Origin of the sequence: Pseudomonas sp. TH32 (genome assembly GCF_016650855.1) — a bacterium.
Taxonomy (GTDB): domain Bacteria; phylum Pseudomonadota; class Gammaproteobacteria; order Pseudomonadales; family Pseudomonadaceae; genus Aquipseudomonas.
On record NZ_JAEKFA010000002.1, the window covers coordinates 1770893 to 1786469 of the forward strand.

Below are 15577 nucleotides of genomic sequence, written 5' to 3' on the forward strand. Positions count from 1 at the left end.
TTCGAATGATGGCCGGCGGTGTCTTGCCGCAAGGTTTTTAAAGTGTATACGCTCATTTTTTCAAATGAAAAGCCCGTGCCTTAAAAATTGTTTTTTTGGCCATATCGATCCCCTGTAACCGACTATCTCCATATTTCATTGGCTATGTGTGGATTTGTAACGTTTTGGCGTGGCGCTTGCAGTCCATGCGTAAATCAGTTCTTATCGTTATTAAATGGCGTATACGCTATAAAAACGCACTAGAGTGAAGCGCGCTGCCAGATCTTGGTGCAGCCGCTGAGGAGACAGGAAATGCCGGTAAGTGATTGCGAACTGACCCAGATGTTTGAACACGTGTTGAAGCTTTCGAAGGTCGATCCGACCCAGAGCGTCGCCGTGCTCAAGAGCCATTACTCCGACCCGCGCACCGTGCGTGCCGCGATGGACGCTGCGCAGCGCCTGGGGGCCAAGGTGTACGCGGTGGAATTGCCGTCGTTCAACCATCCCCGGGCGATGGGCAATGACATGACCGCCTACTGCGGCGACACCGCGCTGACTGGCAATATTGCGGCCCAGCGGGCGCTGGAGGCGGCCGACCTGATCGTCGACACCATGATGCTGTTGCACTCGCCGGAGCAGGAACAGATCCTCAAGACCGGCACGCGCATCCTGCTGGCGGTGGAGCCCCCGGAAGTGCTGGCGCGCATGCTGCCGACCGAGGAAGACAAGGTGCGCGTGCTGGCGGCTGAAGAGTTGCTGAAAAAGGCTCGCTCGATCCACGTCAAATCCCGCGCCGGCAGTGATTTTCGCGCCGCGCTGGGGCAATACCCGTCCGTCACCGAGTACGGTTTTGCCGATGAGCCCGGGCGCTGGGACCACTGGCCCAGCGGCTTCCTGTTCTCCTGGCCCAACGAAGAAACCGCCGAGGGCGTGCTGGTGCTGGATATCGGCGACATCCTGCTGCCGTTCAAGACCTACACCCGGGAGAAAATCACCCTGGAGATCGAGAAGGGCTTCATCACCCGGATTCACGGTGGTTTCGAGGCCGAATACCTGCGCGACTACATGAAATACTTCAACGACCCCGAGGTCTACGGCATCTCCCACATCGGCTGGGGCCTGCAGCCGCGGGCGCAATGGACGGCGATGGGCCTGCACGACAAGAACGACGGCATGTGCATGGATGCCCGCGCGTTCTACGGCAACTTCCTGTTCTCCACCGGCCCGAATACCGAAGTCGGCGGCACCCGCAAGACCCCGTGCCACATGGACATTCCGCTGCGAAACTGCGATGTCTACCTCGATGATGAGGCCGTAGTCATCGCCGGCGATGTAGTGGCGCCCCAAGCCTCCCTGGCACGCTAAACATCCCCTGTAGGAGCTGGCTTGCCTGCGATAGCGGAGTGTCAGACAACAGCGAGCTGGCTGATCCACCGCAATCGCAGGCAAGCCAGCTCCCACATTCGATTTGATTCCTTCAGTGGCTGATGCTTGAGTCCAACCCACAACCCCGCCATCATGCCACCCCATCGACCGCCGCCTTTCCGAGCCCGCCGTGCCTGATTCCTACGTTTTCTCCGAGCAAGTTGGCCACCTGCTGCGCAAGGCCTACCAGCGCCACCTGGCGATCTTCCAGCAGAACGTGGGCGACTCCCAACTCACCGCCGTGCAGTTCGTCACCCTGTGTGCCCTGCGCGATCACGGTGCAAGCTCGCTCACCGAACTGGTCAAGGCCACCGCCGTCGACCAGGCGACCATCCGCGGCATCGTCGAACGCCTCAAGGCCCGCGAACTGATCACCCTGGAACCCGACCCCCAGGACAAACGCAAAGTGGTGGTCAACCTGTCCGCATCCGGCGCCGCCCTGGTGCAGCAAACCGTACCCTGCGCCGCGACCATTACCGAGCTGACCCTGAGCAACCTCAACCCCGCCGAGCGCGTGGCGGTGCTGTTCCTGCTGCGCAAGATGATCGACGACCCCCAGGACTAAATCCTGGCTGGCACTGTTTTTGCTCTGCATTCGTGTAGTAACCACTTCACCCGTCAAGTGTGTCGCGAGACCCCAGGTACGCGACGCTTTTTTTGACTATTTGATGTAGTGGACACTTCACCAAAGCCAACGGGCGAAGCGAATGATCAGCCAGCACATCACGGTAACGCTTGAGGTCAACGGCCACACCACGGAAGTCAGCGCAATGGCGGACACACCGCTATTGCTGATCCTGCGCAATGACCTGCAACTCAACGGCCCCAAGTACGGCTGCGGCCTGGGGGAGTGCGGTGCGTGCACAGTGATCATCGACGGCGTGGCCGCAAGGGCCTGCGTATTCCCGCTGTCGGGTGCAGTGGGCCGCGACATCGTCACCCTCGAAGGCCTCGGCACCCGCCAAACCCCGCACCGCGTGCAACAAGCCTTTATCGACGAGCAGGCCGCCCAGTGCGGCTACTGCCTCAACGGCATGATCATGACCGCCAAGGCCTTGCTCGACCGCAATCCCAACCCCAGCGAAGCCGAGGTGCGCACCGAACTGTCGGGCAACCTGTGCCGCTGCGGCACCCATATCGAAATCCTCCGCGCGGTGCTGCGTGCCGCCCGCCAAACGCCTTGAACGTGGATCGATGACCATGACTGACGCAATCCCTTCCCGTGACCAATGGCTGGCCAAGGCCGGCGTCCTGCTGATCGTCGACGACGTGTTGCCGCCTTCGGGGCCGGTGGCCAAGGGCGGCACACCGACGGTCAAACCCAAGGAACTGGGGCTGTTTATCGCCGTGAACGATGACGGGTTGGTGTACGCCTTCAACGGGCACGTGGACCTGGGCACCGGCATTCGCACCTCGCTGGCGCAGATCGTGGCCGAAGAGCTGGACCTGACCATGAAGCAGGTGCGCATGGTGCTGGGTGATACGGAGCGTGTGCCGAACCAGGGCGCGACCATCGCCAGTGCGACCTTGCAGATCTCCGCGATCCCGCTGCGCAACGCCGCCGCCGAAGCCCGGCGTTTCCTGCTGGCGCGGGCGGCGCAACGCTGGTCGGTCGATGCACACAGCCTGAAGATCGACGCAGGGGTTATCAGCGCCGAAGACGGACGCACCACCACCTACGGCGAGCTGGTGACGGGCGAGCATGACCAACTGCGGATCAGCGGCGATGCACCGCTGAAGGCGGCCGCCGATTACCGCCTGGTGGGCAAGGGCGCTGCCCGGGTGGATATCCCCGGCAAGGCCACTGGCGAGCTGACTTACGTCCACGACATGCGCGTGCCGGACATGCTCCACGGCCGGGTGATTCGCCCGCCGTATGCGGGCCTGGATTGTGGTGACTTTGTCGGCAATAGCCTGTTGAAGGTGGATGAATCCTCCATCGCCCACATTCCGGGCATTATCGCGGTGGTGGTGATCCGTGACTTTGTCGGCGTGGTCGCCTTGCGCGAAGAGCAGGCGATCAAGGCCGCCCAGGAACTGCAGGTTCACTGGAAACCCTGGAACCACCCGTTGCCGGACATGAGCGATGTGGAGCAGGCGATTCGTGATAACCCTCGGGTACGGCGCACGGTGCTCGACCAGGGCAACGTCGACGAAGCCCTGGCCGCCGCCAGCCAGCGCATGCCGCGCACCTACTTGTGGCCGTACCAGATGCACGGCTCCATTGGCCCGTCCTGTGGCGTGGCGGATTATCAGCCCGGGGTCAGCCGGGTCTGGTCGGGCAGCCAGAACCCGCACCTGCTGCGGGCGGATCTGGCCTGGCTGCTGGAGTGCGCAGAAGACGCCATCGACGTGATCCGTATGGAAGCCGCCGGCTGTTATGGCCGCAATTGCGCCGACGATGTGTGCGCCGATGCCTTGCTGTTGTCCCGCGCCGTGGGCAAGCCGGTGCGGGTGCAACTGACCCGCGAACAGGAACACCTGTGGGAGCCCAAGGGCACCGCACAGCTGATGGATGTGGATGGCGGCCTGAACGCCGACGGCAGCATCGCCGCCTATGACTTTGAAACCAGCTACCCGTCCAACGGCGCGCCCACCCTGGCGCTGCTGTTGACCGGGCGGGTCGAGCCGGTGGCCGCGATGTTCGAGATGGGCGACCGCACCTCGATCCCGCCTTACGACATCGACCACATGCGCGTCACCATCAACGACATGGCGCCGATCGTGCGCGCCTCGTGGATGCGCGGGGTGTCGGCACTGCCCAACACCTTCGCCCACGAATCCTATATCGACGAACTGGCGTTTGCCGCCGGGGTCGATCCGGTGGAATACCGCCTGCGTTACCTGAAGGACGAGCGCGCCATCGACCTGGTCAAATCCACCGCCGAGCGAGCCAACTGGGCACCGCGCACCGCGCCGATGCAAACCGCGAATGAGGACCACCTGCTGCGAGGCCGAGGCTTTGCCTACGCGCGCTACATCCACAGCAAGTTCCCCGGCTTCGGCGCGGCGTGGGCGGCCTGGGTGGCGGACGTGGCCATCGACAAACACACCGGTGATGTCTCGGTGACCCGCGTGGTGATCGGGCATGACTCGGGGATGATGATCAACCCGGCGGGGGTGCAGCATCAGATCCACGGCAATGTGATCCAGTCCACCAGCCGCGTGCTCAAGGAGCGCGTGACCTTTGAAGAGTCGACCGTGGCGAGCAAGGAGTGGGGCGGTTATCCGATCCTGACCTTCCCTGAAGTGCCGCAGATCGACGTGCTGATGATGCCGCGCCAGGACCAGCCGCCAATGGGCGCCGGCGAGTCCGCCTCGGTGCCCAGTGCGGCAGCGATTGCCAACGCGATCTATGACGCCACCGGCATTCGTTTTCGCGAATTGCCGATTACCCCCGAGCGCGTGCTGGCGGCGCTGAATGCGGGCACATTGGGCGAGCCGGAAAAGTCCCCGCAGAAGCGTCGCAAATGGCTATTCGGCTCATTGTTCGCTGCTTTGGGTGCGGTGCTGGGGATGGCGGCTACGGCCTGGCCGTTCCACGGTGAAATCGCCCCGATTGCGCCGCCCAGCGCCGGCACCTGGTCCAAGGCCACGCTGGAGCGCGGGCGTTTGTTGGCGGCGGCAGGGGATTGCGCGGTGTGCCACACAGCACCGGGCGGGGCGACCAACGCCGGCGGGCTGGCGATGCACACGCCGTTCGGCACGCTGTACAGCAGCAACATCACCCCGGATGAGAAGACCGGGATTGGCAACTGGTCCTACCCGGCGTTCGAGCGGGCGATGCGCGACGGCATTGGCCGCGACGGGCGCAACCTGTACCCGGCGTTTCCCTATACCGCGTTTCGCAATATCAACGATGCCGACATGCAGGCGTTGTATGCCTACCTGATGTCCCAGGCCCCGGTGAGCCAGGCACCCGTGCCGAATGCCATGAGTTTTCCGTTCAATATCCGGCCGTTGATGGCCGGCTGGAATGCGCTGTTTTTGCGCCGGGGGGAAATCACCGTGCAACCCCAGCGCAGCGAGCAATGGAATCGCGGGGCCTATCTGGTCAATGGCCTGGGGCACTGCGCGGCGTGCCATTCGCCGCGTAACTTGATGGGGGCGGAGAAGGGCGGCAAGGCGTTCCTTTCAGGCGGCACGGTGGACGGCTGGGAGGCGCCGGCGTTGAATGGTTTGTCCAAGGCGCCGACGCCGTGGACTGAAGACCAACTGTTCACCTATCTCAGCACCGGCTATTCCGATGCCCACGGCGTGGCAACAGGCCCAATGGGGCCGGTGGTGACCGAGCTGGCGAAACTGCCCAAGACCGATATCCGCGCGATGGCGGTGTACCTGGCCTCACTGAACGACAGCAGCGCCGCCGAAGCGCAGGTGGTAGCCGCCGCAACGCTGCCCAATGCGAATGGACGACGGGTATTCGAAGGTTCATGCATGGCCTGCCATGCCGACGGGCAGGGGCCGAAGCTGTTCGGCGTCAGCCCGTCACTGGCGACCAATACCAATGTGCACAGCGACCAGCCGGACAACCTGATCAAGGTAATCCTGCAAGGCATCAGCACCCCGGCGACCAAGGACCTGGGCTATATGCCCGCGTTCAAGGACAGCCTGTCCAACACCCAGGTGGCGGAGCTGGCGTCATACCTGCGCAGCCGCTTTGCACCCGATGCACCGCAGTGGAATAGCTTGGAGCAAAAGGTTGCCCATCTACGAGCCAACCCCGGCACTCACTGACAAATTCAAGCCATATGGAGATCAAATGTGGGAGCTGGCTTGCCTGCGATAGCGGTGCGTCAGTCACTGAATTATTAGCTGATCCACCGCAATCGCAGGCAAGCCAGCTCCCACATTTTGATTCGGTTTCTACCGTACACCACGCAACACCAGATCACTGATAAACCCCAGCCAATCCCGCTGCTGCCCTTTGTCCGCCAGATCTTCCCCCAGAAACGAACTGAGGGTGTGCTGGTTGGAGTTGTAGAAGTAGCACAACGAAGCAATCATCAAGTACACATGCTTGATGTCCACATCCTCACGAAACAGCCCCTGTGCCTGGCCCGCTTCGATGATCGGCCGCAACACCCCGACCGCCTCCCCGGACAGCCGGCGCAATTCGCCGGACTGCTTGGCATGCTTGCCCTTGTGCAGGTTCTCGATACTCAAGATCGCCACAAACTCGGGATGCTTGACGTAGTAGTTCCAGATAAACGCCACCAGCGCCTGCAACGCTTGCACCGGCGCACTCAGGTCGAGCTTGAGTTTGCTCTCGGCCTTGTTGAACTGTTCATAGGTGTGTTCCAGCACGCACACGAACAGGTGTTCCTTGCTGCCGAAGTAGTAATACAGCATGCGGTCGTTGGAGTCGGCCTCCCGGGAAATGCTCTCGACGCGCCCGCCGGAATAGCCGTCGCGGGTGAAGACCTTGACCGCCGCCTGGAGAATCCGCGCACGAGTCTGGTCGGCCTGCTGGGCGCGGATACCGGTCTTCTTGATCACCATCGAAAAGCCTCTGCTGCACAGCGTAAAGGCCCGGAATATAGCATGGGCATTATTCCGTTACCGACAGGCTCTGTCACAAACGCGGCATCACGCTGGGGCTTGGATCCGAAACGTATTACTTTCTAGTTCTTCTAATAAACAGAGTAGCCAGGGATGAAATACCAACCGTTTACCCGAACATTGATTGCCACGGCGCTGGTGCTGAGCGTCAGCGGTGTACAGGCGGCCTCCCAGGCCCCGGTGGCTGGCGAAAATGGCATGGTGGTCACCGCCCAACACCTGGCCACCCATGTGGGCGTGGATGTGCTCAAGGCTGGTGGTAATGCCGTGGATGCGGCGGTGGCGGTGGGTTATGCCCTGGCGGTGGTGTACCCGGCGGCCGGCAACTTGGGCGGTGGCGGCTTCATGACCGTGCAACTGGCCGACGGGCGCAAGACCTTCCTGGACTTCCGCGAAAAAGCGCCGTTGGCAGCCACCGCCGACATGTACCTGGACAAGGACGGCAACGTCGTCCCGGACCTCAGCTCCAAGGGCCATCTGGCCGTGGGCGTCCCCGGCACCGTGTCGGGCATGGAACTGGCGCTGAGCAAATACGGCACCCTCAAGCGCGCCCAGGTAATCGCCCCGGCCATCAAGCTGGCTGAAGAGGGCTTTGCCCTGGAGCAGGGCGATATCGACCTGCTGCACACCGCCACCGACGAATTCAAGAAAGACAAAGACCTGCGCGGCATCTTCCTGCACGGTGGCGAACCCATGCTGTTGGGCCAGAAGCTGGTGCAGAAAGACCTGGCGAAAACCCTGCGGGAAATCTCCGCCAAGGGTACCGACGGTTTCTATAAAGGTTGGGTCGCCAAGGCGATTGTCGATTCCAGCCAGTCGGGCAAAGGCATCATCACCCAGGCCGACCTGGACAAGTACAAGACCCGCGAACTGGCGCCCGTGGAATGCGACTACCGCGGCTACCACGTGGTGTCTGCGCCACCACCGAGCTCCGGCGGGGTGGTTATCTGCGAGATCATGAACATCCTCGAAGGCTACCCGATGGCCGAACTTGGCTATCACTCGGCCCAGGGTTTGCACTACCAGATCGAGGCGATGCGCCACGCCTACGTCGACCGCAACAGCTACCTCGGCGACCCGGACTTCGTACAGAACCCGGTCGACCATCTGCTGGACAAGGACTACGCCGCCAAACTGCGCGCCGCCATCGACCCGCAAAAGGCCGGCATCTCCCAGGACATCAAGCCGGGCGTTTCGCCTCACGAGGGCAATAACACCACCCATTACTCCATCGTCGACAAATGGGGCAACGCGGTCTCGGTGACCTACACCCTCAATGACTGGTTTGGTGCCGGCGTGATGGCCAGCAAGACCGGCGTGATCCTCAACGACGAAATGGACGACTTCACCTCCAAGATCGGCGTGCCGAACATGTACGGCCTGGTCCAGGGCGAAGCCAACGCCATCGCCCCGGGCAAGACGCCGCTGTCGTCCATGAGCCCGACCATCGTCACCAAGGATGGCAAGGCGGTGATGGTGGTGGGTACGCCGGGTGGCAGTCGCATCATCACGGCCACTTTGCTGACCATCCTCAATGTGATCGACTACAAGATGAACATTCAGGAAGCCGTGGACGCGCCGCGTTTCCACCAGCAATGGTTGCCTGAGGCGACCAATATCGAGCGCTTTGCCCTGAGCCCCGATACCCAGAAAATCCTCGAAGGCTGGGGCCACAAGTTTGCCGGCCCACAGGACGCCAACCACCTGGCGGCGATCCTGGTGGGCGCGCCGTCCCTGGATGGCAAGCCGGTCGGCAACAACCGCTTCTACGGGGCCAACGACCCACGGCGCAATACCGGGCTGTCGCTGGGCTACTGAGGCGTCGCCCCGTCGTGCTCTCCCTGGTGGCTGAGAAAATGCGCCAGGGAGAGGGCGATATCGTCATGGGAAAGCTGGGTGGCAGCCGCTTCAGCGCTGTCACGGGCAATGGGCTCAATGCGTTCAAACATCTCGGCTTCGAAGGCTTGTACCGCTTCGGAGCATGAGGTGTTTTCGATCAAGTGCCGGGCCAGCTCCGCCGCGTCGAGCATCGCGGCATTCACGCCTTCGCCACCAAACGGTGACATCAGGTGCGCCGCGTCGCCGATCAGCGTCAGGCCTGGGCGGTGCGCCCAGTGATGGCCGACGGGAAGCGCATGAATTGCCCGGGACAGGAACCGCTCGTTTGCGGCGTGCAGCAGCGCCAGGATATCCGGGTGCCAGCCTTCGAACTGAGCGAGCAGCGATTGCCGGGTCGCTTGCGGTGATGACCAGTCGAGCTGCCGGGCGGCCCAGTCCATGGGAACGCGAAAGATCCCATAGCCGCGCAGGTGCGCGTTGGCATTGCGTTGCACCACCAGCGCCCTGGCATCACCCGAAACGTCCAGTTTGCCACGGCCGACCAGTAGGGCGAGGGCGGGATGGCGGCGATCAACATCATCAATCCCGAACTCGATAAACGTCAGCCCGCTGTATTGCGGCTGATAGCGCGACAGCAACGGGCGCACTTTCGACCAGGCACCGTCGGCGCCGACGATCAGGTCAAACGGCCCATGGACGGAGTCGCCCTGATGCACGGTCCAGCGTGCGTCGCCCGCCTGACGGATCTCGCTGACGCTGGCGTCCCACTTCACACAATCGGCAGGCAGCGAGTCCAGCAGGATCTGGCGCAAGGCGGTGCGGTCGACTTCCGGGCGATCGCCGGCCCCCGGGTCGGGGTCTTCCAGCAGCAGCCGGGCGTGCTTGTCCATCAGGCGTGAGCCCTGGTCTTCATAGCGGGCGATGCTGCGGAAGGCGTCCTCCAGGCCCGCGCGTTTCAGCGCAAGCTGGCCGGATTCCGCGTGCAGGTCCAGGGTGCCGCCCTGAGGGCGTTCCAGCGGCCCGCGCTCACGCTCGAATACGCTGACGGTAAAACCGTTGACCACAAGAATCCGTGCCAGGGTCAGCCCGGCGGGGCCGCCACCGACAATGGCGATGCGTAATGAGCGGTTCATGCACACGTGTCCTTGCCGGTTAATCCAGCAGTTGCTCCACAGCTGAAAACGCCTGCGCTCGGCGGGCGTGCCAATCCCCACGGATTATCCGTAGCGGCTGATGATGTTGCTCCAGCCAGTCACGGCTGGCCTGAAAGAATACGAGGCGGTCGGAGAACTCCGGCTGGCAGCGTTGGCCGTCAGCGGTCCATTCCACATCCTCGGGCGACAGCAGCAGGTGCAGGTCGTAGTGGCGGGCCAGCAGTTCGCTGTCGAGCCATGCCGGGCAGTCGCCGAACAGGGTCTGGCTCCACAGCTTGTTGGTCAGCAGGTTGGTGTCCAGGATCAGCAACCCCGGCTGTGCGGCACGGGCGGCATCTTCCCAGGCCAGTTGGCCACGGGCGATGTCCGGAATATCGGCCAGGGTGGTATCGCGCTGGTGCTGGTCGATGAAATGGCGCACGTACTCGCCCACCATCAGCCCGCCAAAATGCGCCTGCAACTGTGCGGCCAGCCAGCTTTTGCCACTGGATTCCGGGCCGGCCAGTACCACGACTTTCATGCGTGCAACGCCGGGTCGGCGCGCCATTCGCGCCAGCCCTGCACCGCGATCACGGTGAACAAGGCGTAGAGCGCGGCGGTCAGGTACAGGCCTTTATAGAGGAACAGCCCGACAAAGATCACATCCACGGTGATCCACAGCGGCCAGCACTGCACGCGTTTTTGTGCCATCCACATTTGCGCCACCAGGCTGAAGCCGGTCAGGGCCGCGTCCAGCCAGGGTTGGGCGGCGTCGGTCCAATGGGCCATGGCCGCACCCAGCAACAGGCTGCCGAGGGCACCCACGGCCAGGCCTTGCAGGATCGGTTGCAGCCCCAGGCTGGTGACCTGGCGGCCTTGCCTGACCTCGCCGGCGCGGGTCCACTGCCACCAGCCGTAGAGTTGCAGGGCGGCATAGATCACTTGCAGCAGCATGTCGGAGTAGAGCTTCACATCGAAGAAGATCCAGGTGTACAGCAGCACCATCACCAGGCCGATGGGCCAGCACCAGGGGTTCTGTTTAACCGTCAACCAGACAGCGATCACCCCCAGGGCGGCGGCAAACAGTTCAAGCCCGGACATGGCGGTTCCTTGGGGGAGTCGAAGAGGGCGGTGATTGTAACCAGAGTGGTGGGCGCGGGGTAGAGCTCCTCTGTGGTGAGGGGACAAGCCCCCTCACCACAGAAAGCCCTTTTGGCAGAGATCGAGTCAGACCTTGAACTGGCGCAGAAGCCCGTCGAGTTGTTCGCTCAAGCCTTTTAAGTGTGCACTCGCCACGCTGGACTGCTCTGCCGCCAACGCCGTGCTGTGGGACAACCCGGCCGCCTGGGTAACGTTCTGGTTGATGTCCTCCACCACATGCGCCTGCTGCAACGTGGCGCTGGCAATCGACGCATTCAGCCCATTGAGATTACGCAACGCCTGGCCGATGGCCGTCAAACTCGCGCCGGCCTGGCCGGCTTGTTCGATGGTCAGTTGCGACGCCTGGTGGCTGTCGCTGATGACCTTGACCGCCGCTTCCGAATGGCCTTGCAGGCGCTCGATCATGCTCTGGATTTCAGCCGTGGATTTTTGCGTGCGCTGGGCCAGCAGCCTTACTTCATCGGCCACCACCGCAAAGCCCCGCCCTTGCTCCCCGGCGCGCGCGGCCTCGATCGCAGCATTCAGGGCCAGCAGGTTGGTCTGGTCGGCGATGGAGCGGATCACTTCCAGCACGCCGCCAATCTGCGTGCTTTCCGTCGACAGGGTGCGGATCACTTCCACGGCCTGGCTGATGGTGGTGGAGAGCTGGTCGATCCGTTGCAGGCTGCCGTCGATATTGAGCTGGCCTTGTTCGGCCTGTACCTGGGCGTCACGCATTTCGCTGGCAGCGTGCTCGGCATTCCTGGCCACGTCCTGCACGCCGTAGGTGACTTCGTTGATCGCCGTTGCCACTAACTCCATCTGTTGGGATTGCTGCTGGCTGCGGTCATGGGCGTCGCTGGCATTGCTGCCCAACTCGGTGGACGACTGGCCCAGTGCATTGGCACAGGTCTGCAACTGGCCGACCACCTGCCGCAGCTTGGCGGTAAAACTGTTGAAGTGCCGGGACAGTTGGGTGACTTCGTCCTGGCCATGGGTGTCGAGGGTGCGGGTCAGGTCGCTTTCGCCGCTGGCGATATTGGCCATGGCGTTCACCGCTTGTTGCAACGGGCGCACGATGCTACGGGCAATCAACACCACCAGCAGCGCCATGATCACGGCAATCACCAGACCCACCATCGAGGCCTTCCACACCTGGCCCCGGAACTCGCCCTGCACGTCATCGACATACACGCCGGAACCAATGATCCAGCCCCAGGGTTCAAACAGCTGGATATACGAGGTCTTGGCCACCGGCGCATCGGCCCCGGGTTTGGGCCAGCGGTAGTTCACCATCCCGGCGCCCTTGGCCTTGGCAAGGATCACGAACTCGTTGAACACCGCAAAGCCGTCCGGGTCGCGAATCGCCGACAGGTTTTGGCCATCAAGCTTGGGGTTGGCCGCGTGCATGATCATCACGGGCGTGAGGTCGTTGATCCAGAAGTAATCGTCATGCCCGTACCGCAGGCCGCGGACCACACTCAAGGCTTGCTTCTGGGCCGCGTCGCGGGTCAGGACGCCGCTGGTTTCGAGGTTGTGATAATAAGTCAGGATCCCGTTGGCGGTCTGAACCACGCGCTGGGTCTGCTCACTCTTGGCCAGGTAAAGGTCGCCATGAATCTGCTTGAGCATAAGCAGGCCGAGGGTTAGCAGCATCAGCACCGCGACAATCAGGATCAGCCAGAGGCGCCGGCTGATCGACATACTGCGCAAACTGTTCATGGTCCTGTCACTCCGTGTTCTTATAATTTTGGGTGCTGCATCGACATTTCCGGCTTGTCTGATAGGCTTTCGGCCCAGAATCAAAAAACCTGAGTCCTGCCTGATTTTTCACGGAATTTTCGCAGCCTGGTGTTGATTGTTTGCGCTGCTTTCGCCGCGTACTCATCGTTAGTGAACGTCTAAAAAATATGAACGAGGCATGCCGCGAGCATGACCTTTGGGGGAATTGATGGATCTTTGGACCGCCGCTCAGGCGCTGATACTCGGGGTTGTAGAAGGGCTGACGGAGTTTTTGCCGATCTCCAGTACCGGGCACCAGATTATCGTCGCCGACTTGATCAACTTCGGTGGCGAGCGCTTTGAAGCGTTCAACATCATCATCCAGCTGGGCGCGATCCTGGCGGTGGTGTGGGAGTTTCGACGCAAGATCCTCGACGTGGTGATCGGCTTGCCGACCCAGCGCAACGCCCAGCGCTTCACGATCAACCTGATCATCGCGGTATTGCCCGCAGTCGTGCTGGGGGTGATTTTCGCCGACCTGATCAAACACTACCTGTTCAACCCGATCACCGTGGCCACGGCGCTGGTGATCGGCGGCATCATCATGTTGTGGGCCGAGCGTCGCCAACATGAAGTGCACGCCGAAACCGTCGACCAGATCACCTGGAAGGACGCCGTCAAAGTCGGCTTCGCCCAGTGCCTGGCGATGATCCCGGGCACCTCGCGTTCCGGTGCCACCATCATTGGCGGCCTGCTGTTCGGCCTGTCACGCAAGACCGCCACCGAGTTCTCGTTCTTCCTGGCGATGCCGACCATGGTCGGTGCGGCGGTGTATTCGGGCTACAAGTACCGCCACCTGTTCCAGCCGGATGACTTGCCGGTGTTTGCCATCGGGTTTGTCACCTCGTTCATCTTCGCGATGATTGCGGTCAAGGCGCTGCTCAAGTTCATCGCCAGCCACAGCTACGCGGCGTTTGCCTGGTACCGGATCGCCTTCGGCCTGGTGATCCTGGCGACCTGGCAGTTCGGCTGGATCGACTGGTCGGCCGTCAAGCCATGAGCATCCAGCATCCGCGCCTCAAGGCGCTGGTGTTTGCACTGGTGTGCGCCGCGCCGCTGTTGGGTTCGGCGCTGCTGGGGTATCGCGGGGTTTCTATGATCCCGCTGGTGGCCTATGGCGTGGTCAGCGTTATCGCGTTCTTGCTGTACTGGCGCGACAAGCGCCAGGCCCGCGAAGACGGCTGGCGCACCCCGGAAAACATCCTGCACGCCGTGGAGCTGGCAGGCGGTTGGCCGGGCGCGCTGATCGCCCAGCAGGTGTTCCGCCACAAGACGCGCAAGGTGTCGTATCAGGTGCTGTTCTGGGTGATTGTGTTGCTGCACGAGGTGTTCTGGATTGACCAGTTGTTCCTCGGCGGCACGCTACTCTCGATTTTCTAGCAGCAAACCAATCTGCGTACGCTTGGGCAGCTTGCTCACCACCAACTGGTGGGAACGCTGCAACAAGCCACGCAGTTCTTCAGCGCCCAGCGGGTAGGGCGTTTCCATGATGATCCATTGGGCCCGCGCCAGGTACGGCGCCGGATGGATGCCCGGGCGGTCTACGTGGCCCAGGAACAGCTCCTTGTCGACCTTGAAGGCGAGCGAATCACCCCGCAGGTTCTGCAAGGCGAACATCTTGTTGCCGGCAATCGAGAACACCCGAACGCCGCCCCATTTGTAATCCTCCCGCGCACCGGGCAACCCCAGGCAAAACTCGGCGACTTGGTCTTCGGTCATTCTCATAGCAAACGGTCTCCGCAGCCTTTGAAGGCGTTATCCAGGTGGTCGATCCAGGCCCGCACGGCCGGCAGCACGCCACGCCGGTGTGGGTAAACCGCCTGCAACCAGCCGCCCGGCAAGGACCATTCCGGCAAGAGCTGCACCAACTGGCCGCTGGCCAACTCCTCCTCGCAATACATCATCGGCAACACCGTAAACCCCAGGCTGGCAAGGGCGCACGCCTTGCGTACCAGGAAATCGTCGATGCCCAGCCGGGCTTCCATGACCAGGTCATGGCTAATGCCCTCCGGGCTCAGCATGCGGAAGTGCACCATGCGGTCTGCCTCCAGGGCGCCCAGCACCGGCAGTTGCTTGAGGTCTTCCAGGGTGGTGATCTGCCGGTCTCGCACAAAGGCGGGGCTGGCGACAATGGCGGTCTGTGCCTGACGCAGGCGCTTGGTCACCAGCAACGGGTCTTCGTCCCCGAGCTCGCGCACGCGCAGGGCCACATCGATGCCTTCGGCTACCAGGTCAACGCGACGGTTGACCAGGTTCATCTCCAACTGCACCAGCGGGTTGGCGCTGAGAAACTCTGCCACCACGGTTTGCAGGAACTGGTGAGCCAGGCCCACCGGGCTGCTGACCCGCAACCGGCCACGGGGCTCGCTGGACATGCTGGCCACGGCCTCATCGGCCATTTCCGCTTCCAGCAGCATCGCCTGGCAGTGGCGCAGGTAACGTTCGCCTACGGCGGTCAGGGTCAACTGGCGGGTGGTGCGTTGCAGCAAACGTGCGCCGAGGCGCTCTTCCAGCTCGGCGATGCGCCGCGACAGCCGTGACTTGGGAATCCCCAGCAGCCGCCCGGCGGCGGCGAAACCGCCGGCTTCCACTACTTTGGCGAAATAGTAGAGGTCATTCAGATCTTGCATGGTCGGCCTATTGTCCTGTCAATGGGACGAACTATCCGCGTCTGACGTCGGCAAATCCACCCCCAACTGCAGGCGCGAGCAAGAGTT

General features: G+C 62.5%; 14 protein-coding genes. 7 read left to right on the forward strand and 7 right to left on the reverse strand.

The features are described from left to right. The first annotated feature begins 291 nt into the window (after positions 1-291). The 4 genes from JFV30_RS11765 to JFV30_RS11780 all read left to right on the forward strand — a co-directional run bounded on the left by JFV30_RS11765 (position 292) and on the right by JFV30_RS11780 (position 6141). Positions 292-1344: a 2,5-dihydroxypyridine 5,6-dioxygenase gene (locus JFV30_RS11765; protein ID WP_010169600.1), complete on the forward strand. Its 1053-nt coding sequence runs from the start codon at positions 292-294 to the stop codon at positions 1342-1344. Positions 1345-1534: 190 nt separating this feature from the next. Further along, on the forward strand, positions 1535-1969 hold the full coding sequence (locus tag JFV30_RS11770) for a MarR family transcriptional regulator (protein WP_201123835.1): 435 nt from the start codon (positions 1535-1537) through the stop codon (positions 1967-1969). A gap of 142 nt (positions 1970-2111) precedes the next feature. Next, complete coding sequence (locus JFV30_RS11775; RefSeq protein WP_201123838.1) at positions 2112-2588, forward strand: (2Fe-2S)-binding protein; 477 nt, start codon at positions 2112-2114, stop codon at positions 2586-2588. A 16-nt stretch (positions 2589-2604) separates the two neighbouring features. Further along, positions 2605-6141, forward strand: a complete 3537-nt coding sequence (locus JFV30_RS11780; protein WP_201123840.1) for a molybdopterin cofactor-binding domain-containing protein — start codon at positions 2605-2607, stop codon at positions 6139-6141. 129 nt (positions 6142-6270) lie between these two features. Here JFV30_RS11780 and JFV30_RS11785 read toward each other — a convergent pair whose 3' ends face one another. Beyond that, positions 6271-6906: a TetR/AcrR family transcriptional regulator gene (locus JFV30_RS11785; RefSeq protein WP_010169592.1), complete on the reverse strand. Its 636-nt coding sequence runs from the start codon at positions 6904-6906 to the stop codon at positions 6271-6273. Positions 6907-7059: 153 nt separating this feature from the next. Here JFV30_RS11785 and ggt point away from each other — a divergent pair, with 153 nt between their 5' ends. Then, complete coding sequence (gene ggt / locus JFV30_RS11790) at positions 7060-8784, forward strand: gamma-glutamyltransferase (RefSeq protein ID WP_201123842.1); 1725 nt, start codon at positions 7060-7062, stop codon at positions 8782-8784. Here ggt and JFV30_RS11795 read toward each other — a convergent pair. The 4 genes from JFV30_RS11795 to JFV30_RS11810 form a co-directional block, all read right to left on the reverse strand. Then, positions 8778-9938 carry an FAD-dependent oxidoreductase gene (locus JFV30_RS11795; protein ID WP_201123844.1) on the reverse strand — a complete coding sequence of 387 codons (1161 nt, stop codon included), beginning with the start codon at positions 9936-9938 and terminating at the stop codon, positions 8778-8780. The two genes, ggt and JFV30_RS11795, sit on opposite strands and share 7 nt — an antisense overlap. 19 nt (positions 9939-9957) lie before the next feature. Continuing rightward, positions 9958-10479, reverse strand: a complete 522-nt coding sequence (locus JFV30_RS11800; protein WP_201123846.1) for an AAA family ATPase — start codon at positions 10477-10479, stop codon at positions 9958-9960. Continuing rightward, entirely contained in the window at positions 10476-11039 is a 564-nt protein-coding gene (gene pnuC / locus JFV30_RS11805; protein ID WP_010169581.1) for a nicotinamide riboside transporter PnuC, read from the reverse strand. The genes JFV30_RS11800 and pnuC overlap by 4 nt, the downstream gene beginning before the upstream one ends. Before the next feature lie 126 nt (positions 11040-11165). Then, complete coding sequence (locus JFV30_RS11810; protein WP_201123848.1) at positions 11166-12800, reverse strand: methyl-accepting chemotaxis protein; 1635 nt, start codon at positions 12798-12800, stop codon at positions 11166-11168. A gap of 229 nt (positions 12801-13029) precedes the next feature. On the opposite strand from JFV30_RS11810, the gene JFV30_RS11815 reads away from it, so the two are divergent. Both JFV30_RS11815 and JFV30_RS11820 read left to right on the forward strand, forming a co-directional pair. Then, the gene (locus JFV30_RS11815) at positions 13030-13860 is read left to right on the forward strand and encodes an undecaprenyl-diphosphate phosphatase (RefSeq protein WP_010169576.1); all 831 of its coding nucleotides are present in this window, start codon (positions 13030-13032) and stop codon (positions 13858-13860) included. After that, positions 13857-14240: a DUF1294 domain-containing protein gene (locus JFV30_RS11820; protein WP_201123850.1), complete on the forward strand. Its 384-nt coding sequence runs from the start codon at positions 13857-13859 to the stop codon at positions 14238-14240. The genes JFV30_RS11815 and JFV30_RS11820 overlap by 4 nt, the downstream gene beginning before the upstream one ends. Here JFV30_RS11820 and JFV30_RS11825 read toward each other — a convergent pair. Then, the gene (locus JFV30_RS11825; protein ID WP_201123852.1) at positions 14223-14585 is read right to left on the reverse strand and encodes an MmcQ/YjbR family DNA-binding protein; all 363 of its coding nucleotides are present in this window, start codon (positions 14583-14585) and stop codon (positions 14223-14225) included. The two genes, JFV30_RS11820 and JFV30_RS11825, sit on opposite strands and share 18 nt — an antisense overlap. After that, the gene (locus tag JFV30_RS11830; protein WP_201123854.1) at positions 14582-15490 is read right to left on the reverse strand and encodes a LysR substrate-binding domain-containing protein; all 909 of its coding nucleotides are present in this window, start codon (positions 15488-15490) and stop codon (positions 14582-14584) included. The genes JFV30_RS11825 and JFV30_RS11830 overlap by 4 nt, the downstream gene beginning before the upstream one ends. Positions 15491-15577: the final 87 nt, after the last annotated feature.

Bases quoted from the DNA above. Each gene is read 5' to 3' on its own strand.
- JFV30_RS11775 (WP_201123838.1), top strand. From the start codon at position 2,112: ATGATCAGCCAGCACATCACGGTAACGCTTGAGGTCAACGGCCACACC.
- JFV30_RS11780 (WP_201123840.1), top strand. From the start codon at position 2,605: ATGACTGACGCAATCCCTTCCCGTGACCAATGGCTGGCCAAGGCCGGC.
- JFV30_RS11765 (WP_010169600.1), top strand. From the start codon at position 292: ATGCCGGTAAGTGATTGCGAACTGACCCAGATGTTTGAACACGTGTTG.
- JFV30_RS11800 (WP_201123846.1), bottom strand. From the start codon at position 10,479: ATGAAAGTCGTGGTACTGGCCGGCCCGGAATCCAGTGGCAAAAGCTGG.
- JFV30_RS11825 (WP_201123852.1), bottom strand. From the start codon at position 14,585: ATGAGAATGACCGAAGACCAAGTCGCCGAGTTTTGCCTGGGGTTGCCC.
- JFV30_RS11820 (WP_201123850.1), top strand. From the start codon at position 13,857: ATGAGCATCCAGCATCCGCGCCTCAAGGCGCTGGTGTTTGCACTGGTG.
- JFV30_RS11815 (WP_010169576.1), top strand. From the start codon at position 13,030: ATGGATCTTTGGACCGCCGCTCAGGCGCTGATACTCGGGGTTGTAGAA.
- pnuC (WP_010169581.1), bottom strand. From the start codon at position 11,039: ATGTCCGGGCTTGAACTGTTTGCCGCCGCCCTGGGGGTGATCGCTGTC.
- ggt (WP_201123842.1), top strand. From the start codon at position 7,060: ATGAAATACCAACCGTTTACCCGAACATTGATTGCCACGGCGCTGGTG.
- JFV30_RS11795 (WP_201123844.1), bottom strand. From the start codon at position 9,938: ATGAACCGCTCATTACGCATCGCCATTGTCGGTGGCGGCCCCGCCGGG.
- JFV30_RS11830 (WP_201123854.1), bottom strand. From the start codon at position 15,490: ATGCAAGATCTGAATGACCTCTACTATTTCGCCAAAGTAGTGGAAGCC.
- JFV30_RS11810 (WP_201123848.1), bottom strand. From the start codon at position 12,800: ATGAACAGTTTGCGCAGTATGTCGATCAGCCGGCGCCTCTGGCTGATC.
- JFV30_RS11785 (WP_010169592.1), bottom strand. From the start codon at position 6,906: ATGGTGATCAAGAAGACCGGTATCCGCGCCCAGCAGGCCGACCAGACT.